Annotated in this window: 20 protein-coding genes; 6 read left to right on the top strand and 14 right to left on the bottom strand. The window is 36.6% G+C overall.

The window, feature by feature from the left end; all coding sequences use genetic code 11:
• Nucleotides 1-7 precede the first annotated feature (7 nt).
• The 4 genes from R2R71_RS08060 to R2R71_RS08045 all read left to right on the top strand — a co-directional run bounded on the left by R2R71_RS08060 (nt 8) and on the right by R2R71_RS08045 (nt 3,611).
• Complete coding sequence (locus R2R71_RS08060) at nt 8-385, top strand: BlaI/MecI/CopY family transcriptional regulator (RefSeq protein WP_316830752.1); 378 nt, start codon at nt 8-10, stop codon at nt 383-385.
• Complete coding sequence (locus tag R2R71_RS08055; protein WP_316830751.1) at nt 382-2,385, top strand: TonB family protein; 2,004 nt, start codon at nt 382-384, stop codon at nt 2,383-2,385. The genes R2R71_RS08060 and R2R71_RS08055 overlap by 4 nt, the downstream gene beginning before the upstream one ends.
• A 5-nt stretch (nt 2,386-2,390) precedes the next feature.
• On the top strand, nt 2,391-2,756 hold the full coding sequence (locus R2R71_RS08050; protein ID WP_316830750.1) for a TonB-dependent receptor plug domain-containing protein: 366 nt from the start codon (nt 2,391-2,393) through the stop codon (nt 2,754-2,756).
• Between the two features lie 120 nt (nt 2,757-2,876).
• The gene (locus R2R71_RS08045) at nt 2,877-3,611 is read left to right on the top strand and encodes an energy transducer TonB (protein WP_316830749.1); all 735 of its coding nucleotides are present in this window, start codon (nt 2,877-2,879) and stop codon (nt 3,609-3,611) included.
• Between the two features lie 345 nt (nt 3,612-3,956).
• Here R2R71_RS08045 and R2R71_RS08040 read toward each other — a convergent pair whose 3' ends face one another.
• The 3 genes from R2R71_RS08040 to R2R71_RS08030 form a co-directional block, all read right to left on the bottom strand.
• Nucleotides 3,957-4,727 (bottom strand): succinate dehydrogenase/fumarate reductase iron-sulfur subunit, encoded by a 771-nt coding sequence (locus R2R71_RS08040; RefSeq protein WP_316830748.1) that lies wholly within the window; start codon nt 4,725-4,727, stop codon nt 3,957-3,959.
• An 88-nt stretch (nt 4,728-4,815) separates the two neighbouring features.
• Entirely contained in the window at nt 4,816-6,795 is a 1,980-nt protein-coding gene (locus R2R71_RS08035; protein ID WP_316830747.1) for a fumarate reductase/succinate dehydrogenase flavoprotein subunit, read from the bottom strand.
• A 19-nt stretch (nt 6,796-6,814) separates the two neighbouring features.
• Nucleotides 6,815-7,495 carry a succinate dehydrogenase cytochrome b subunit gene (locus R2R71_RS08030; protein ID WP_316830746.1) on the bottom strand — a complete coding sequence of 227 codons (681 nt, stop codon included), beginning with the start codon at nt 7,493-7,495 and terminating at the stop codon, nt 6,815-6,817.
• Between the two features lie 323 nt (nt 7,496-7,818).
• Here R2R71_RS08030 and R2R71_RS08025 point away from each other — a divergent pair, with 323 nt between their 5' ends.
• Nucleotides 7,819-8,934, top strand: coding sequence for a thioredoxin family protein (locus tag R2R71_RS08025; RefSeq protein ID WP_316830745.1), 1,116 nt, complete (start codon nt 7,819-7,821; stop codon nt 8,932-8,934).
• A 66-nt stretch (nt 8,935-9,000) separates the two neighbouring features.
• On the opposite strand, the gene R2R71_RS08020 is transcribed toward R2R71_RS08025, so the two are convergent.
• The 10 genes from R2R71_RS08020 to R2R71_RS07975 all read right to left on the bottom strand — a co-directional run bounded on the left by R2R71_RS08020 (nt 9,001) and on the right by R2R71_RS07975 (nt 18,380).
• On the bottom strand, nt 9,001-9,192 hold the full coding sequence (locus R2R71_RS08020; RefSeq protein ID WP_090984599.1) for a cold-shock protein: 192 nt from the start codon (nt 9,190-9,192) through the stop codon (nt 9,001-9,003).
• A 112-nt stretch (nt 9,193-9,304) separates the two neighbouring features.
• Complete coding sequence (locus R2R71_RS08015) at nt 9,305-9,928, bottom strand: tetratricopeptide repeat protein (protein WP_316830744.1); 624 nt, start codon at nt 9,926-9,928, stop codon at nt 9,305-9,307.
• A complete protein-coding gene (locus tag R2R71_RS08010; protein ID WP_316830743.1) occupies nt 9,916-11,061 on the bottom strand; it encodes a hypothetical protein in 1,146 nt (381 codons plus the stop codon). Before R2R71_RS08010 ends, R2R71_RS08015 begins: the two co-directional genes overlap by 13 nt.
• Nucleotides 11,040-13,193 (bottom strand): urea transporter, encoded by a 2,154-nt coding sequence (locus R2R71_RS08005; RefSeq protein ID WP_316830742.1) that lies wholly within the window; start codon nt 13,191-13,193, stop codon nt 11,040-11,042. Before R2R71_RS08005 ends, R2R71_RS08010 begins: the two co-directional genes overlap by 22 nt.
• A gap of 4 nt (nt 13,194-13,197) precedes the next feature.
• Nucleotides 13,198-14,541, bottom strand: coding sequence for a hypothetical protein (locus R2R71_RS08000; RefSeq protein ID WP_316830741.1), 1,344 nt, complete (start codon nt 14,539-14,541; stop codon nt 13,198-13,200).
• A gap of 50 nt (nt 14,542-14,591) precedes the next feature.
• Nucleotides 14,592-15,659, bottom strand: coding sequence for an ATP-grasp domain-containing protein (locus R2R71_RS07995; protein ID WP_316830740.1), 1,068 nt, complete (start codon nt 15,657-15,659; stop codon nt 14,592-14,594).
• Between the two features lie 21 nt (nt 15,660-15,680).
• Nucleotides 15,681-15,923, bottom strand: a complete 243-nt coding sequence (locus R2R71_RS07990; RefSeq protein WP_316830739.1) for a PqqD family protein — start codon at nt 15,921-15,923, stop codon at nt 15,681-15,683.
• Nucleotides 15,920-16,621, bottom strand: a complete 702-nt coding sequence (locus R2R71_RS07985; RefSeq protein WP_316830738.1) for a LytTR family DNA-binding domain-containing protein — start codon at nt 16,619-16,621, stop codon at nt 15,920-15,922. Before R2R71_RS07985 ends, R2R71_RS07990 begins: the two co-directional genes overlap by 4 nt.
• 15 nt (nt 16,622-16,636) lie before the next feature.
• Nucleotides 16,637-17,824, bottom strand: a complete 1,188-nt coding sequence (locus R2R71_RS07980) for a sensor histidine kinase (protein WP_316830737.1) — start codon at nt 17,822-17,824, stop codon at nt 16,637-16,639.
• Nucleotides 17,825-17,870: 46 nt separating this feature from the next.
• Nucleotides 17,871-18,380, bottom strand: a complete 510-nt coding sequence (locus R2R71_RS07975; protein WP_316830736.1) for a hypothetical protein — start codon at nt 18,378-18,380, stop codon at nt 17,871-17,873.
• Nucleotides 18,381-18,701: 321 nt separating this feature from the next.
• Between R2R71_RS07975 and R2R71_RS07970 the strand changes: the two genes are divergently transcribed.
• Nucleotides 18,702-19,046, top strand: coding sequence for a four-helix bundle copper-binding protein (locus tag R2R71_RS07970; RefSeq protein ID WP_316830735.1), 345 nt, complete (start codon nt 18,702-18,704; stop codon nt 19,044-19,046).
• Nucleotides 19,047-19,104: 58 nt separating this feature from the next.
• Here the strand turns inward: R2R71_RS07970 and R2R71_RS07965 are convergent, their stop codons facing one another.
• On the bottom strand, nt 19,105-20,664 hold the full coding sequence (locus R2R71_RS07965; protein ID WP_316830734.1) for a S1C family serine protease: 1,560 nt from the start codon (nt 20,662-20,664) through the stop codon (nt 19,105-19,107).
• Between the last annotated feature and the right edge of the window lie 43 nt (nt 20,665-20,707).

Here is a 20,707-nt window from a genome sequence, read left to right as displayed (position 1 = left end):
AAATAAAATGGATATTAAAGATTTAACAAAGGCCGAAGAACAAATAATGCAGGTTTTATGGCAATTGGAAAAAGCATTTGTAAAAGAGGTAATTGACGAGTTACCCATTCCAAAACCTGCTTATAACACAGTATCAACTATTATCAGAATTCTCGAAACTAAAGGTTTTATTGGTCACGAAGCTTTTGGCAAGGCTCATCAGTATCACCCTTTAATCAGTAAAGAGGAATATAAACGCCATGCAACAGAAAAATTATTAGGTAATTATTTCGAAAACTCTGTAGAGAGCATGTTCTCCTTTTTCGTAAAAGAAGAAAAACTGGATTTAAGTGATGTGGATGAAATTTTAAAAATGATTAATAAAATTAAACACACTCCAAAATGAGTTTCGCCCATTACCTTCTGCAGGTAAACTTATATCTGATTGTTTTTTATGGTTTTTATAAATTACTCTTAGATAAAGAAACCTACTTTACATTAAATCGCATTTACCTGGTTGCAGCAGGTTTTTTATCGCTTTGCATACCATTTATACGATTAGAATGGCTTACAGAGCAAAAAGCTGCCCAACAGGTATACACTACCGTAAAATGGGATGCTGTTTTGCAACAAGCCACAATTGTAACAGAAACGCATGAAGGTTTTAACTGGGGCAACTTACTGGTGTATATTTACTGCGGAGGGATTTTCTTTTTCTTTTGCAGGTTAATTTTTAATCTTCTTCAGGTTAATAAGCTAATCAGAAATGCTAAAGATGGTTCTGCATTTTCATTCTTTGGCAAGAAGGTAATAGACTTGGCCTTACCACAAAGTGGCGTGATTGACAGTCACGAAGAAGCACATATTAAACAATGGCACACATTAGACATTTTATTTTTTGAGCTGATTGGAATTATTACCTGGCTAAATCCGGTTATTTATCTCTACAAAAAAGCGATTAAAAACATTCATGAATTCCTGGCTGATGAACATGCCGCTAAATTTCAAGGAGATAAGGCAGAATACGCAATGCTTATTTTAAGTAAGTCTTTTGGCATAAGCCCGAATGCTTTAACCAGCAATTTCTTCGACAAATCTTTAGTTAAGAAGCGTATTTATATGCTACATAAAGATCGTTCAAGAAAAACGGCTATATTAAAGTACGGTATATCTATACCGTTATTTGCCATTTTTATTGTATTCTCATCTGCTACTGTGCGCAAAAATGAAAAACTTATCGCATTTACAGATCAAATCCCTTTGGAAAAACCCGTTGAGCTTGTTGAAGAAATGGTGACAAAACCAATTCAGTTTACCTATGCAACGAAAGCACCGAAGGTTGCGGTAGCAAGCACAACGGTAACAAACGATTGGAAAGATTTCTATAAATTCTTAGCTAAAAGTCTAGTTTACCCTAAGGATGCGCAGGAAAATGATCTTCAAGGTAATGCATTAATTAAATTTACGCTCAGCAATGGTAAAGTAACCGACCTAAGCACTAATGCCGATTTAGGTAGAGGTTGCGATGAAGAAGTTATGAAAGCTGTTTTGGCATACAAAGGCTTTAAGGAAGTTGAAAATGGGAAATACGCTTTAAAAGTGGCTTTCAGATTAGACGGTTCTACCACAGAAATTCAAAACGAAGCAACCGGCGATATCAAAGGGCATAAAGAATTAGCGCAATTAATTGTTACGGGATTCGCTCCTTCATCAAACACAGCTACTGAAGAGGTTGTAAGCAAAGAAAAAGTTTACGACTTTGTAAGCATTGAAAAAGTACCTGAATTTCCGGGAGGAATGAATAAATTCTATGAGTACTTAAGCAAAAGCATCAAATACCCTGAATCAGCTCAAGATAACAATGTACAAGGGAAAGTATGGTTATCGTTCACTGTTGAAAAAAATGGCAACCTTACCGACATTAAAGTTACCAGAGGATTAGGTAGTGGAACAGATGAAGAGGCAAAAAGAGTTTTGGAAGAATCTCCTAAATGGATTCCGGGTATTCAGAATGGCAAAGCGGTCCGCGTTAAATATAACATTAACATCAACTTCACACTTGATTCTTCAAAAGAAAAACCGACTTCAAACAAGCCATCAACAGAGAATACAAAATTAACCCTGAATGGGATTAAAAATTTTGATGGCAATAACAGCCCATTGGTAATCTTAGATGGTGAAACCCAGGGGAAGAATGCATTAAAGTATATCAATCCCGAAACCATTGAATCGATTTCAGTATTAAGAGATGCAAGCGCAACGTCGCTTTATGGTGCAAAGGGAACAAATGGCGTAATTATTATTACTTCAAAAACTAATAAAAACAGCATTTTCAGAAAACCGGAACTTTCTGAGCTTACTATAGATAAGGCAAACAATCATATCGGTTTAAAACCTAGATTTTAATAGTTATGAAAAAATTATTCTTCATCTCTGCTTTACTAATTGGCAGCTTTTTCAATTGCTTGGCTCAAAGTGCAGAGGCGCCTGCTGAAAGTAAATCAGGTATATCGTTAAACAACAACCCTAAAATTATAATCCGTGGGTTGGCTTCTTCCAAATTAAATGAGCCTGTTTATGTTGTAGACGGGCAGAAAATAGAAAAGGAAGAAATGAATTCGTTTGATCAATCGAAGATTGAAAGTATAGTTATATTAAGGAAAGACAATACCTCAATTGCATTATATGGGCCACAAGCTAGTAATGGAGTAGTTATTATTACCACCAAGCTACTTAAAAAGCCAAAAACTCCAGATAGCACTTCAGATAAAAATTAGCGCCACTTATCCATAAAGGTTCATATAAAATTATCTAATTTTTCATTGTTAAAATGAGAAATAAGGCTACACCTTTGCCAAAAATTCTAACCATATAATAATAACATAATTTTAATTCTGATGAAAAAACTAACAATTTTACCTCTATTATTTATCATGTTAGTGATAAGTAGTTCAGAAAGCAAAGCACAGAAAATTTATGACTTTGTATCTGTTGATAAGGTTCCTGAATACCCTGGAGGCATAAAGAAATTTTACGAATATTTAGGCCAGAATATTAAATATCCGGCTGTTGCCAAGGCCAATAAGACATCGGGCAAGGTTTTTTTAACATTTGTTGTTGAGGAATCGGGTAGCTTAACAAATGTAGAAGTTACCAGGGGCTTATCTAAAGAAACGGACGCAGAAGCACTGAGAGTATTCAAAGCATCTCCAAAATGGAAGCCTGGAATTGTAAAAGGCAAGCCTGTTCGGGTAAAATATAACATAAACGTTAATTTTGATGTAGATGGAAAAGCCCCAGCAGATAAAAGCGCTTTAAAAAGCAATAACCATATTAAAGATCCGCAATTTCCTGGTGGCCAAACTAAGCTTTACAGTTATTTAGCTAAGACATTAAAATATCCAAAAATAGCGCAAAAAAACAATGTACAAGGAAAGGTCTTGTTATCATTTTTCGTAGAAACTGACGGATCAATTTCAGCTGTCGAAGTTGTAAAAAGTTTATCTAAAGAAACAGATGCCGAAGCCTTAAAGGCAATTAAAAATGCTCCGAAGTGGATACCAGGTACCGATGCTTCAGGAAAACCAGCAAGAATTAAATACAATCTACCTATAAATTTCACAATTTCTTAAAAGTAAATTAGTTCAGAAATTAACAGCCCTCAGAAAACACAAAGCCCCGACAAAATTGCCGGGGTTTTATGTTTTCTCTCCTGTCTCGGAACAATAAATTTAGAAAATCTTTAATGTATATGCAAATATTACAGAATAAAATTTTTAATTAAGCAAATTATTAATATGCTAACATAAAATTATTGCCATAATTGCAAATTATAATTTGTTTCGTTTTTATCAAATCAGCTTTCATATCTTTCTGTTCCATTACCTATATTTTCGAAATCCATAAAAAATAAAAAGCCCCAAACATGTTTGAGGCTTAAGAATTCCGGAACAATCCGGAATGCACAGTATATTTTTTTAAACCGTTTCTTCTGAAATAAATTTAGCAGAAGCGAAATCGCGGTTCATGCGAGCAATATTTTCTAAGGAAATACCTTTAGGACATTCCGCTTCGCAAGCGCCGGTATTAGTACAATTACCGAAACCTTCAGCATCCATTTGAGCTACCATACTCTGCACACGACGATAACGTTCTGGCTGACCTTGAGGCAATAAAGCCAATTGAGATATTTTTGCAGATACAAATAGCATTGCTGATGCATTTTTACAGGTAGCAACACAAGCACCGCAGCCGATACATGCCGCAGCCTCAAAAGCTGCATCAGCCTGCATTTTAGGAATTGGCAGGTTATTGGCATCCTGAGCATTACCGGTATTAACCGAAATAAAACCACCTGCCGCAATAACCCTGTCAAATGCAGAGCGATCTACAGTTAAATCTTTTACTACCGGAAATGCCGCTGCTCTCCATGGTTCTACCACAATGGTATCGCCATCTTTAAAAGAACGCATATGTAACTGGCAGGTCGTAACAAGATCTTTTGGTCCGTGAGGACGACCATTGATGAACATTGAGCACATTCCGCAAATACCTTCACGGCAATCGTGATCAAATACCACAGGCTCTTCACCTTTATTGATAAGATCCTCGTTTAACACATCGAACATCTCCAAGAAAGACATATCCGGAGAAATACCAGATAATTTGTAATCAACCAAAGCACCTTTGGTATTGTTATTTTTCTGACGCCAAACTTTTAGCGTTAAGTTCATATTTCCTGTACTCATGATATTGAGATTTAAGTATCAAGTAGCGAGAATCAAGTATCAAGATGACTAAACTCAAGTCTTGATACCAGATACTTGCGTCTTGCTACTATTTATAACTTCTTTGTGCTACTTTAATATTTTCGAACTTCAACTCTTCTTTATGTAGTTCGAAGTTTACACCTTCTTTAAACTCCCAGGCCGCAACGTATGCATAGTTTTCATCGTCACGTAAAGCCTCACCCTCTTCAGTCTGGTATTCTTCGCGGAAGTGACCACCGCAGCTTTCGTTACGGTTTAAAGCGTCAATACACATTAACTCACCTAATTCTATAAAATCAGCCACACGGCCCGCTTTTTCTAACTCTGTGTTTAATTCATCAACAGCACCAGGAACACGAACATTACTCCAGAATTCAGCACGTAATGCCCTGATTTCTTCAATCGCTTCTTTTAAGCCTTTTTCGTTACGGGCCATACCACATTTTTCCCACATAATGTGGCCTAAACGTTTGTGGAAGTGATCTACAGATTTTGTTCCTTTAATATTGATAAGTGTATCTAAAATACCTTTTGCTTTTGCTTCCGCTTCCACAAATGCAGGGTGATCTGTAGGAATAGCCTTGGTAGAAATTTCTTTTGACAGATAAGCACCAATTGTGTAAGGAAGAACGAAATAACCATCGGCTAATCCTTGCATTAATGCTGATGCACCTAAACGGTTTGCACCATGATCAGAGAAGTTTGCTTCACCAGTACAATATAAACCTTCAACGCTGGTCATTAAGTTATAATCAACCCATAAACCACCCATTGTATAGTGTACCGCCGGATAAATACGCATAGGCGTTTCATATGGATTCTCACCAGTAATTTGCGCATACATATCGAAAAGGTTACCGTATTTCTCTTTAATAACTTCAGTACCCAAACGCATACAGGTTTCCTTGTCAGGATTATGGTTACCAGCCTTTGATGCTTCTATTTTACCATAACGTTCAGTATTAGCTTTAAAGTCGAGGTATACTGCTAATTTAGAAGCACCTACGCCATAACCTGCATCACAACGTTCTTTAGCAGCACGGGAAGCCACATCACGAGGAACAAGGTTACCGAAAGCAGGATAGCGACGCTCTAAATAATAATCTCTTTCATCTTCCGGAATATCCTGAGCTTTACGGGTATCATCTTTCTTTTTCGGAACCCAGATACGACCATCGTTACGTAACGACTCCGACATCAGGGTTAATTTTGATTGGTGATCGCCCGAAACAGGAATACAGGTTGGGTGAATTTGTGTATAACAAGGGTTTGCAAAATAAGCGCCTTGTTTATGTGCTTTCCAGGCAGCAGTTACATTACTACCCATTGCATTGGTTGACAGGAAGAATACGTTACCATAACCACCTGTACCTAATACCACTGCATGACCGAAATGACGCTCAATCTCCCCGGTAATTAAGTTACGAGCAATAATACCACGAGCTTTGCCATCAATTTTAACAACTTCAAGCATTTCGTGGCGGGTATACATATCTACTTTCCCCATACCAATCTGGCGTTCTAAAGCAGAATAGGCACCTAATAACAATTGCTGACCAGTTTGCCCTGCTGCATAAAAAGTACGCTGAACTTGTGTACCACCAAATGAACGGTTATCTAATAAACCGCCATATTCACGAGCCAATGGCACACCTTGTGCTACACACTGATCGATAATATTGGCACTTACTTCGGCTAAACGATGCACATTGGCTTCGCGGGCACGGTAATCGCCGCCTTTAATTGTATCGTAGAAAAGGCGGTAAACGCTATCACCATCATTCTGATAATTTTTTGCTGCGTTGATACCTCCTTGTGCGGCAATAGAGTGTGCTCTTCGAGGCGAATCCTGGAAGCAAAAACATTTTACTTTGTAACCCATTTCGGCCAGTGTTGCCGCTGCCGAAGCACCTGCTAAACCTGAACCTACAACAATAACTTCGATGCTTCTTTTGTTTGCCGGGTTAACCAAAGGCACAGAAGACTTATATTTTGTCCATTTTGTGGCTAAATCGCCTTCTGGAATATTTGAATTAATATCTGACATATCTCTTTTGTGCTAAAAACTAATTAATAATACCAAAGTGAACAGCTAGAGGCATTGCGGCAAAAAGAACCGAGATGATAATAGAATACCAAACACCTACACTTTTAATGATACCGTTATATTTAGAGTGATTCCAACCTAAAGTTTGAAACGCTGATGCAAACCCATGTAATAAGTGGTAGCAAAGTGAAATCATAGACAAAACATACAATGCCACAATTAAAGGGTTTTGAAAAGTAATACGCATTACTGCATATAAATCTTCATGACCGTTTGCATCTACAGTCGGGATGCCTGTAAAACGGGATACCACCCAAAAGTTAGCCAGGTGAACAATCAGGAATATTAACAATAATGTTCCCAGTAAGCCCATTGAACGGCTGTACCATTTACTGTTTGCCTTACCATCATTAACCGCGTATTTAACAGGCCTTGCTTTTTGATTTTGAAGGGTCAATCTTAACGCTTGAAAAATGTGCGCCAATAAACCAACAAACAACACAATTTCACCAGCTCTGATGATCCAGTTTGTTGCCATAAAATGTGCGCCAACATTGAAGGTTAATCCTCCATCGTTAAGAAAAATTAACGCGTTGATACCGCAGTGTACAATTAAAAAGAGCACCAGGAATAAACCTGTAACACCCATGATGAATTTCTTCCCTATTGATGAAGAAAATGCATTTCCGAAACCACTCATTTGATTAGGATTTATATCTAAATTTCTTGCAAAAGTATTTAATTATGAGTTTAATTTATAAACGATTATGACAAAACAACGATAAAACATTTATTTAGAAACATTCTAAAGCTTAATCGTAATAATTCGAAAGAAATTACCATGATATATACTTGATAATACCAGAAAGTCAGCCTTAAATTTCTGAAAGAAATTGATTGTAATGCAAATATTATGGCTGTTAAAACCCTAGCTAGTTGCTCTTTAGCTGAAATAGTTTGACAATTAAAATGATTGCTTTTGTATAACTAAGTTTTTCGTTATATTGCATTACCAAATAAAATATGATGAAAAGACTGCTCTATAATTGTGTAATAATACTTTTATTATTGTCAGGCTGTACCTTCGGCCCGTCAACTTTAACTATTGAAACTAGGAGCTTCCCAAAAAATTCTGTTCTCAGCGTTTATAGTCCCTCGACCGGCGCCACCTATCTAACCGAAAACATCATCAACAGCAAACAAAATCTTAAAATAAACCTTAAGAAAAAAGGCTATGCTGTTTTAAGGGCAGAAATAATTGGCGGAGCAAGGCAAGAGTATTGGTTTTACCTGAATGGCGATGATTACGATGCTGTTTTCGATTTCAATGAAAAAAAGTATCCCTTTATAAATATTAAATCAGAAGAAAATAAAGAATTTAAAAATTACTATGAAATTTACTACAACCTGAGTGGAAGCATTATGGATAGCTTAGCAAATGCACAGGTTGAACTTGATAAATCGACCCGAGAAAACGTAGAAGAAAAAGCGAGGGCTTTGGATTACTGGATGGAAAAAAGAAACACAAAGCAGTTGAACGTTATTGAAACTTTTGCAAAAAAACACCCGAACTCAAAACATACGCTGTTTTTACTTGATCAATTAGGAGAAGTAGATACGAATACGGGCACTTACGTTTCTATTTTTAATGGGTTAAGTAATGAAGTTAAAGAAAGTAAAGCAGGGAAAAATTTTCTTGAACAAGTTACCAGAAAATCAAGAATGATGGCAGGCAGAATAATGCCAGATATTGAAGGTGAAAGCCCCAGCGGAAATGCATTTGAGAAAAAAATCCTTAAAAAAGTAAACCTGGTTATTGTATGGACATCCTATAATACCAAAACAAGAAAGAACACAAAATTTTTAACCGAACTTTATAATGATCTAAAAACCAAGGATGTAGAATTTATCGGTGTTTCTTTGGATAAAAATAGAAACTGGTGGGTTAACGTAATCAGGGACGACAAATTGATATGGCCGCAATTTTCAGATTTAAAGGGAGCACAATCGCCTAATGCCAAAAATCTGAGCGATTATAATGTTCCTTATTTCTTTATTATTGATAAAGATGCAAGAATATTAATGAATAATGATTTACAGCCCGATTTTATTCGGGCAGAAATAGAAAAAAGACTTTAGTAATTAAACATAAAAAAAGTCCCGGTATGTACCGGGACTTTTTACGATTTATATGTTCGAGTTTTCTTAAGCTACTTTTACATTTACCGCGTTTAGGCCTTTTCTACCTTCTTCTACATCGTAGTTTACGGTATCATTCTCGCGAATGTTATCGATTAAGCCTGAAGCATGAACAAAAATTTCGGCATCACCATTAGATGGGATAATAAATCCGAAACCTTTAGTTTCATTAAAAAATTTTACTGTTCCTTGTTGCATTATATTGTATTTTAATTTGCGCCAAAGATATGTTTAAATCACTATAAATCAATTTTTTATTTTATAAGATTTAAATTAATTCTAAATACATTGAATAATTGGCTATTAAAGCTTATTTCGTGGCCCTATTTAACCCGTCAGTGCTTGATGAATCACCGGGTTTGATCAGTAAAGCCCTTTCAAAACAACCTTTCGCTTCTGCTTTTCTCCCAGAAAAAAGTAATGCCCAGCCCAGCATGTGGTTACCGTCATAATCGAAAGGATAGGCGCCAACAACTTTTGCAAAATATTTAGAGGCGGCAGCATACTGTTTTCTGTTGTAAATAATGACCCCCAACCAGTAATTGGCTTGTGTATTTTCCGGGTCGATTTTAAGAATGCTATTGTATTGCTCTGTTACTTTATCCCAGTTACTTAATAAGGAGAGCGGTTTAATTAGCCCAAATTTCGCCTCAACAGCATTTGGACGGATATTAACGGCTCGCATATAATAATTTTGAGAAGCGGTATAGTTTTTTGCTAAATAGTACAACCAACCAATCCGGAGATTTGTCTCGTAATTGCCTTCGGCGTAAAACGGCATAATATCGCTGATCGCCTCTGCGTAGTTTTTCTTACTTTCTTCATTGTAACTATTTTGAAAAGCCTTTTGTAAGGCCGCATTGCTTTGAGCTTTTAACTCAAAAACAGATAAGCTAAGCATAGCAAATACTGTAAATCGCTTTAAAAATTCCATGTAATGCCTCCGTTAATTGAGTGTTGTAAATAGTTAAATCTAAAAATATTATCGGATTTACGCTCAAATGTATAATTCAATCCTAAAAGTAAGTGTTGTTTTAACAAAAAATAACAATTTCCACCAACTTTAAACTTTGTTTTATCAAAACCATTATAAATATACAGCGCATCGGCTTCAGCATAATTATATTGATTCCCTAAAGTAACCACCCCTTCAACCCATAGATTACGTATGGGCTTAATGCCAAATGTTTGCTGAAAAACCGGATTTGTATTGTTCAGAACATCAACAAATGATATTCGGCTGGTACTGTAAAAATTTAAATTCCCGGTTATATACTTTATAAATTTGATATTATATTGTCTTGTCTGCTCATCCCCAATTTGTGATAAAATAACATCACCTTGCAAATCGTTACCGCTATCAGCATAGCGTATACCTAATAAACCGACATTGTTTTGATAAATCAACTGTCTTAGTTTCGAACGCATGTAATGATAAGCACCTACAAAATTGATTTTCCTAAAAGGGGTATAATTTATTTTTGCATAATAACCAGGTTGCGCTATATTATCATCTCTAACGGGTTGATTAAAATAAGTAAACGAAGTAGATAAATTAAGTTTATAATTTAGTTGAAAATCGATAAATGCTCTGGAAATTACTGAATTACCACGTTCGTAAATATTGGTGAATTTGACACCACCTTCCAAACCTGCAGAAATTAATTTAAACGAATTTAAGCGTTCACCCTCAACAATATTTGTATCTAATTTAGATGCGAGGTAGCCAGCATCTTCAATTCTGTTAAGATAAATATTACAGAGGTATGAATAGTATACAGCAGTTTGATTGCGCTTATCGGTTTCTAAAACTTTATCGTAATGTTTCAAGGCTTCGCTATAATTTTGCCTTACTAAGGCAGCGTAAGCCATCCTTAACCTTAATAAAGAAAAATCTTCGCCACTACTTATTGCTTCATTTCCAACATCAATAAGTTGCTGCCATTCTGATGCATTGAATAAGGAGAGCGTAATGCTATCCGTTTTTTGGTATGTGCTTACCTGTGCTTTGCTAATTGATATAAAAACAATTAAAAGCAGGGCTGTTAATTTAAATCTGAATCCCATTTTACTTTTAGTGTTTTGTTTTTATACCTGATGTCAATTGTATTAATACCTTTATTATCAATCTGGATTTTAGCTTCCAGATAAGATTTAGTGTTACCAAAAACATGTAGTTTTGCTCCGGCATTTATTGTTACTTCATCAACACTGGTTAGTGTAGAATTATGATACGCATCTTTAGTAAAGCTATAAAATGGTGCTACTAAATCCTGCAGCCACAACCCAGGCTTAAAACTTTCAGCATCAGTGGCATAAATATCTTTAACCGGGTGTATAGAATAATTAACTTTGTACGCAGCCCTATAAAAAAAGAATAACAAAGAACTTCTCAATCCATAGAACCTGGTGAAATAGAAAACATTAGCATTATTTACAAAGTAAGCCAATGCACCATTTTCATGGCAGAAAAAATACATACAGTTAAAATCATCTGTAAAAACTTCCCAGGTTTCCACTTGCCCATTATCACCTGAAATCCTGGCAACAAAACCTGGCTGAAAGTTGAAAGCATGTTTCAAATAAGGGTTAATTTCAGGCGATTTTACAATATTATCTTCTACGGGAATTTCAAACGACTTTAATTCGTTGGTTTGTTCATCAACAAAATAAGCAAAAGGGTATGCAAAGGTTTTAGATCCGATAAATGGTGTAGTTTGCACCTGAAAATGAAGATGAGGCTCCGGCGAACGTCCTGAATTTCCACAAAGCGCTATAATATCGCCTTGTTTTACATAATCACCGGCTTTTACTTTTACCGAATATTTTTTGAGGTGAGACACTTTGGTATATAATCCTTCGGCGTGTTTAATTACCACGGTATTTCCCCAGTTTTGTTGTAGATTAACCTGCCCGATGGTGTTATCATCTATGTGGTTAATTATTTCCTGTACAAAACCATCTGCCGCAGCTAAAACCGGTTTATTAAAGCAAAAATAATCTTCAGGTCTAATTCCAGGCAATTCGTAGGTTTTATTATCTATATCTTTAAGTACAAAATCCAGCGCTTCATTCCATTCGCCCTTATGCGTAATGGTTCCATTATATGCCTGAGAGACAGTCCATGAACCCATAAACGGCAGATTAAGTGATATATATTTTAAATCTTTTAATCTTTCCCTCCCGTTTAAAAACTGATAAAGATTTGTTTCAGGTGAGTAGTTCTGAAATGCAGTTAACTGCAATTTGCCCGGTGATTTGCGAAGCATAAAAAAATAAAGCAAGCTTATTGTTACCAAACAAAAAGGCATGGAAAATACCGGTAAACTATAGGTTACTAAAATTCTGGAAATTCCGTTAAGCACCAAGAAAATAAAAGGTATAGAAGCTATTGCCCACAAATAAGAACGCCATGATGGAATGAGGAAAAATCCTCCCATTGCACAACTTATCATCATAAAGTTTGCGCCCAAATGGTAATAACTTATTCCATCAGGGTAGGTGCCGGTTAAATGATTAATAACGCAAGCCGTGATAAAACCGATGACCAGTAAGCTAAAGCCAATTCTTGAATGAATAAAAAATCCGATACTAATTAAAATACCTGCCAATACACTATTCTGGAATAAAACAGCGCTTACCGATTTAAAAAATAAGGCCATATACATCGGCATTTTTAACTGATCAAAAGAGTGGCAAAACCTGGTGAAATGTGATGGAACTGTGGTTGTTAATTCAAAAACAAGCGAACTCCCTTTTTGCATTAAGCCCATTCCTGCGTAACCATTGGCCGCAATCAAAACTATCCAGAACGTAATTACAAATGGAACAGATAAAGTTGGTAAAGAATATTTCCCTAAAAAGGAAGTTAAGTTAACGCTTAACACAACGCAAAGTAAACTTGACGCTAACAGCCATAACCAGAATGCATAGTTAAAACTATAGAATGTTCCGAAACCAATACCCAGCAACAACGAATTAAAACTATATAGTCCAGATTTTATGTTTTCCTTATTGAAGCCTAAAGCATTTACCAAAACTAATGCCCCAAGCATACAAACCAGACCTGATATACCTGCGTTGAAATTTAATAATGACACCAACAACAATAAAATACCTAAAATCTTATTCTGCGAAAAGAATAAAATTGCGTAGCTGTTTAAAGCTGAGCTCAGGTAATATTGCAGGTGTTTTTTCAAGTTGTTATTTCAAATAATCTGGCAATTGTTCCATCATTTCTAAATATTCCAATGTTTCTGGTTTTCTGATTAAATGGCTTTTGGCATGTTGATCTATAAGCACTATGGCAGGACGCATGTTTATAAATTGCATCCACTGGGTCATATTATAAGCACCAACTTTATGCACCACGACATTATCACCCGTTTCTAAGAGGGGCAGGGTAATGCTTTCTCTAACTACATCAATATTCATACATAATGGCCCAAATAAAACTGTATCTTCAGTATATTGACCGGCTTCCTGTGCTACGCTGATTTTATGGTCGTACCAATTTGTGGTAAACAGAATGTTAACACCAAAATCCATAATCGTAGCCCTTCGTCCGTCGCTCAGGCGCTTATTTGCGATAACACTTCCGATTAGAAACCCTGCATCATCAATTAAAACACGTCCACTTTCTAAAATGAGTAATGGAAGTTCATCAGCTGAAAAACCGAAAGATAAAATGGTATTGGTAATGGCATCGGCAAAATCCTCCACAGATGGTACAGTATCAACCCCTGGCAAATAAGCCCCTTTTAAAGTATTTGTTGATGGAAAACCGCCACCTAAATCTAAATACTGGACCTGTGTTTGAAGCTCTGTTTTACAACGGCTGGCTAATGTGCAAAGTTTGTTTGCAGCTACCGCATAAGCAGCTGTTGAAAGCATAAATGTACCAATATGGCAATGCAGGCCTACAAGTTCCAAGTTTTTTGCTGACGTAATTTTATTAATTGCGGTCCATGCCTGGCCGTTTTCATAATTAAAACCAAACCTGTCCCATATTGGATAAACACCGGTATCGAAATTTACCCTGATGGCAACTTTAGCTTTTTTATTTATTTGTTCGCAAATGCGGATAATCTGATAAAGCTCATCGAAATGATCGATATGGATTAATGAGTGATTTTCGATAGCAAGAATTAAATCTTCTTCTTTTTTATCGGGGCCATTAAAAATAATCTGATTACCAGGCACGCCATTTCCAAGGGCTTTATGATATTCGAAACCGGAAACAACTTCAGCCCAGCTTCCTTCCTGATGAAAAATCCGGCAAACGGCATTTAAGTAGTTGGTTTTATAGCTCCAGGCGAACTGAACCTTTGGATATCGGGTTTTAAATGAACGAACAGCTGATTGATAATTTCTTCTGATTTGCTTCTCTGATAACACAAAAACCGGCGAACCATAATCTGCAACAAGATTTTTTACCAAAACGCCATCAATATCTGTTACCGGATCGAAATCAGTTCTTGTACCGAATTTATTCATAATTCCGGTATTCATCTTTCTAATGGTTGGTCGTTCGTATTTTTGTTTCATTTAATTTGTTCTCAGGTAGCAGGATGAGCTACATTTAAAACCTATTTACCTTACAACTCTCCAAAAGCCGATAACTTTTGGAAATCCTCTACATCAACAATGTTATCCCAGGCATAGCGGATAAACATTTTACCTGCTTTATAGCCATTAAATTCTGCTACAGGTTTGCCCAAAGCTAAATCTACAAGAGCCTTTGGCTGGTTTTGCCCCGCAGCAACGGTTAAGTAAATCCACGCTGGAAATCTAGGATTTACCTCCATAATGTATAAGTCACCATTATCTTCACGCATAATTTCGAGTTCGAAACCGCCTTTCCATTTTATGGCTTTTGCAAAATCTTTTGCAAGTTTTATTAGCTTTTCATCTTCAATGGTTATTCCTGCCCAGGCTTTACCCTTTTCTGTAATATAGAGTTTACGCATAGGAATAACACTTAGGGTATTCCCTTCCCCATCCCCTAAAACCGCAATATTTATCTCTGTTCCTTTTATAAATTTCTGTATGATAATTGGCAAACCCCATTTCGCATGGAGCTTATGAAAAGCTTTATATGCATCGGCTAAATTCAGAACAGTATGCGCTTCGTAAAACTTTCCTTTAACCACTAAAGGAAATCCAAATTTTGTTGTGGCATCGTTAATTTCCACCTCTTTAAAAACCACCTCATCAGCCGGAACATTAAAATCGAATTTATCGCCAAAGTCCTTTAAATTCACCTTATCGCGTGCTTCAAGTTGCTGATGCGTTGGCAAAAATGTATTAATACCAATTGCCTTCAAATCATCCGCAATTTTGATGAAGTTGTATAATTCTGCATCAAAATTCGGAATCAGCACATCTATCTGTTCAATGTCCTGAATCTGTTTTATCCTATCCATTAAAGCGTTAACGCCGGCTGTGGGGTAAGGAATCCTGTATGTTTTATTTACTTCATCCCGAAGATAAACTGCGGGTTCCAATGTTTCGTAAGCCAAACCTATTATGCGTAAACCTACTCCAAACCCTGCACGTAAAGCACGGATAACCGCCAGCCCCGGGCCGGGATTATCATTGGCATTTAAACCTGTAACTGCAATAGTTAAGGTTTTAGCCTGTTTATGATCTGGAGAAACGTACATGATTAGTTGTTTGGTTTTTGGTTACAAATCTAACAGATTCGCTTCCTTAAGTTGCTGCATGTAGTCGTCCCAGTCACGGTCTAGCTGGCACGACTCAACCTCATATTTATCTAATATTTTCTGCTTTATCTGTTTTTCGTCTTCGCCCTGCTTCATTAAGCTCAAAATCTCAGCGGCAATGTTGTTGCTCGTGAAAGAATCGCCTGTAGTAGGATTAAAAATGAAACCATTTTCACTCGTTGCAATATTAGCTTTCAGTTTCATACGCCTTTCTGTTGATTTATAAAACTACTGTAAGCATCTCCTATTGGCAACTCAGCATTGGTAAGGTTCACTTTTCTGTTGTGGATAGACTTTATCTTGTTTAAAGCAACGATAAAACTTCGGTGTATCCTTGCAAATTGATCCTCAGGTAATTTTTCCAGAACCTTTTTCATCGTCATCAATGTTAAAATAGGCTTATCGTTTCCGATGATGTAAATCTTCAGGTAATCGCCCATGCTTTCGATATATTCCACATCGCGAAGCAAAATTTTTATCATTTTATACTCTGAGTACACATATAAACTTTCATCGTTTGTGCTCTCTTGTGCTGCATTTTTATATTTATGAAAATCGATGGCCTTTTCTACCGCAGCGGTAAAACGGGAAAAATCGATAGGTTTTAAAAGGTAATCGATTGCCTGCAATTCATAGCTTTCAAACGCATAGTTACGGTAAGCAGTGGTAAATATAATCATTGGGCTGTTAGCCAAACTTCTTACAAGTTCTACACCAGTAATGTCGGGCATATTAACATCCACAAAAAGTAAATCTACAGGATTTTGTTTCAGGTATTCGGCACCCGAAAGTGCATCTTCAAAAACCTGCACCATTTGCAGACCCGGGAACCTGGCCACGTAATTTTTTATTAGCTCCAAAGCCAAAGGTTCATCATCAATAGCAACGCATTTTAAAGCCATAATTTAATTTTTTGGTTAGCAATTTACGCAAAGGTTTACCGAAAACATTTCGTTACCATTATTAATATTTAATTTAAAACGGTTTGGGTAAAGATGCTCAAGCCTTTGGCGGGTATTTACAATACCAATACCTGTACGTTCTAAATTAGTTTTATGCTGATAAATTTTATTCTCACAAGTAAAATCAATTTTATCGGCTTCTATACTTAAGTTAATATTAATAACGGTTTTTTCTTTCTTGGTAACACCGTATTTAAAAGCATTTTCAATGAAAGTCATGAAAATCAGTGGAGCGATTTTTTTGCCACTTGTATCACCACGAACATGGAAATTAATTTCTGCATCGGCACCCAGGCGTAAGCGCTGCAGCTCGATATAATCGCGTACACAATCGATTTCATCTTTCATCATTACAAAATCCTGCGTTACATCATCAGTAACGTAGCGCATAATGTTCGAAAGTTTCATGATACTTTCCGAGGTGTGCTCGCTATTGATAACCGATTGTGTATAGATGTTATTCAGGGTATTAAAAAGAAAGTGTGGGTTGATTTGGGCTTTAAGAAAAGATAGTTCGGCCGTTGCCTTTTCGGCTTCTGCCTTTACTACTTTCGATTCGGCATTCTGCCAGCGTTGTACAGTGCTGGTTGCAATACTCAACCCCATAATCATCATAAAAATAAAGAGACTGATAACATCAATATTTTCTGACTGGTGCAAATCAAGAATACCATTAGGCTTTTTAAGATTTGGGTCCTGCATGCGTAAATCTTCGTTAGGCAAAGGGCCAAAAGGCATGCTAACATTTGGCCCAATGGTGGAATCTTTACCGGGTTGCAATGATTGATTTAAGCCCTTCGGCTGCGAACTTTGAGGCCCTGCCAATGCAGCCATAACACTTTTATTATGCCCCAGCAGATTATCGTACGGTTGCGAATAATAAACAAAGCCAAAAAGCAGTAAAACAACGGCACTGTAAATTACATATCGCTTTTTAAACATTAGCCTTGGCACTAAAACCAGGGCATTAACGTAAAACATTAGCATGTAAGTAAGACAGAAAAGCCAATAATATGGCGATGCAAGCAGCAGGAAACTACTTTGACCCGATTGTTCGTTGTTAATGAACAATAATGGAAAGGTTAAAAATAAAAGCCAACCCGCTACATGGATGATAAAAGTTGGTGTTTTAAAGCGCTGCATGCTACAAATTAATAATAATTTTTCCGGCTAAGCGGAAAGAAACTTTTTAGTTGTAAACCAATTCCCTGGTTTTTTCATAATTAACAACCAATTCGTCAGTCATTTTAACCATAAAGGTTTGATTAAAACTTCCTTTAACATCATAACTTAAAATAAGCATGTCGCCTACAATTTCATGTAAAATTAATCGCGGACTGGTATAGGTTAACGAAACCACATGACCTGCCTTATTCAATAAATCGGATGCAAAAATATGTAACTCGGCCCAATCGAAAAGAACCGGACGGTTATTAGTATCGTATAAAACTGGCATTTTATTCTCCAACGATTCTATGCTATTCATTACTGAATAATGTAATTTCTGATGTAAATTTTGTGCCTTTTCATTTGCATTACACATTTGCGAAAAGGTATGTAAACTATGATTTAAGCTATAATTTTTCGATTTCTTCTGAAATTCTTTATATGTATCATGATAGATTCTTCGTTCAAAATCTGTTTTGCACATGAAATTAAAATACTGTTTAGCGCTGAGGTTGATGTAAGCTAAAGCCATAAGATTCGGTTTTAATTGCTGATTCAAATATGATTAATAAAAAGTCCTTTAATTATAGAGTATCGGTAAACGCTGATATTCAATCGGTAAATGCTAAACTAAAATGTGATTATGAATTTAGAATGAACATGTCCTGTTATAAAACGAGCGAATTGGATAAATCGCTTCATAAGGGTAAAATAAATCGATAATGCCGATAACCTTTCTTGGCAAGTTCCATTACGGCAACAACTTTATTAACAAACAGGATATTTTCAAAACACTTTAAAATTGAGCGGGTTATTAATTTATAAAACATCAGTAACCAAAAACATTGAGAGAATGGAAACGAGGAAAAACCACGATTTAATCCAGGCTTTACTGGATTGCGCACTCGCTTGTGAGCATTGTGCTTCATCATGCCTGAAAGAAGACGATATCAATATGATGATTGATTGCATTAAGTTAGATAGAGATTGCGCAGATATTTGCACACAGGCAGCAAGATTGCTGCAAAGGGATTCGATTATTGGCCACCAGTACCTGTTATTGTGTGAAGAAATTTGCAGATTATGTGCTGCTGAATGTGTTAAACACGATCACGAACACTGCAGGCAATGTGCCGCAGCCTGCGAGGAGTGCGCCGATGCATGCCATGCTAACCATGAACCAATCCATCAGGATTAGTCATAAAAAAAGGGTTCTGAAATAAATCAGAACCCTTAAATCATTAAATCTTATTTAATTACTGTGCAGGGAAACTGAAACTGAATGTTCCACCATCTGGGTTTACACCCGACATATAAATCATATTATTTCTGGTTTGTGGTAACGCTTTTTGTACATCAGCCACTGAATTTACCGCCTGTCCGTTTACTTTAGTAATAATTAAGCCTTTTTCAACACCAATATTATCGAAAGCTTTTCCGGTAGTAACCGAGCTTACAACAACACCACTATTTACACCATATTTAGATTTTTGTGCTTGTGTTGCCGGAACAAAGGTTGCGCCTAATTTCGAAACCTCAACGCTTTTTGTAGCGGCAGTTTTTGTGTTTGCACCTAAGCTTGCATTATCTTTCAATGTAACGTTGAAATCTTTTAGCTCGCCTTCTCTAAGTACTGTTAATTTAATTTTATCACCTGGATTTAAACGTCCGATTCTTTCCTGTAAATCTGGTGAATCGTTAATTACAACACCATCCACTTTCTTAATCACGTCGCCTGCTTTGATACCTGCGCTGGCTGCACCACCACCTGGCACTACATCGCTAACATATAATCCACTGATTTCTTTTGTTTTTAATGCTGGTGAATTATCCGCACTTAAAGGCTGAAAACTTACACCAATATATCCACGTTTTACAGTACCGTATTTCATAAAGTCATCAACAACCTTACGGGCAAGATTTACAGGAATTGCGAAACCATATCCCTGGTTATATCCGCTTTGCGAAGCGATTGCAGAATTAATACCTACTAATTCTCCGTTAGCGTTTACTAATGCTCCGCCACTGTTACCAGGATTAATAGCCGCATCGGTTTGAATAAATGACTCGATACTTGTGTTTTGAGCCGAAGCCGGTAATTTACCTGTACGGTTAAGTTCTTCTACTTCTGATTCAGATAGATTATTCAACTGCTCTTGTTGTTGCTCACGGCCAATAATACCGATGCTACGGTTCTTAGCACTAATGATACCGGCAGTTACAGTTGTGTTTAAGTCAAGTGGAAAACCTACAGCCAAAACCCATTCACCAACCTGAACGTTATCAGAATTACCCATTTTTACAACCGGTAAACCTGTTGCATTTACTTTAATTAAAGCTAAATCTGTATTTGGGTCGCGGCCAATAACTTTAGCTTCAACTTTACGCCTGTCAGTTAAAACTACTTCAACTTTTTCTGCATTTTCAACAACGTGGTTATTGGTAACAATGTAACCGTCCTGACTGATAATTACACCTGAACCTGATGCTGCTCTTGGCTGGCGTTGCATCTGGCGACCACCGCCTCCGAAGAAATCTTCCATCATATCGAAAGGCGAAGAACTTCTTCCACCACCTGATTTTGAAGCATACGTAGTTTTAATGTGAACAACACCTGGTGCAACCGCAGCTGCCGCCTGGGTAAAATCTGTTGTACCTGCCGATGATACTTTTAATGGATTGCTGGCAAAGTAAAGATTCTGTTTCTCCGAAATCGTACTACCTGCCTGGTTACTTTCAAATAATTTGTAACCTCCAATTGCTGCTGCCCCACCTATAAAGGCAGCTAACACGGTAATTCCTAATATTCTTTTCATGTGTTTAATTATATTTTTTTTTAAGCCACGATTATAATAAGCT

The organism is Pedobacter aquatilis, from assembly GCF_032678405.1.
GTDB lineage: Bacteria > Bacteroidota > Bacteroidia > Sphingobacteriales > Sphingobacteriaceae > Pedobacter > Pedobacter aquatilis_A.
This window is presented reverse-complemented; position numbering and strand designations above follow the sequence as displayed.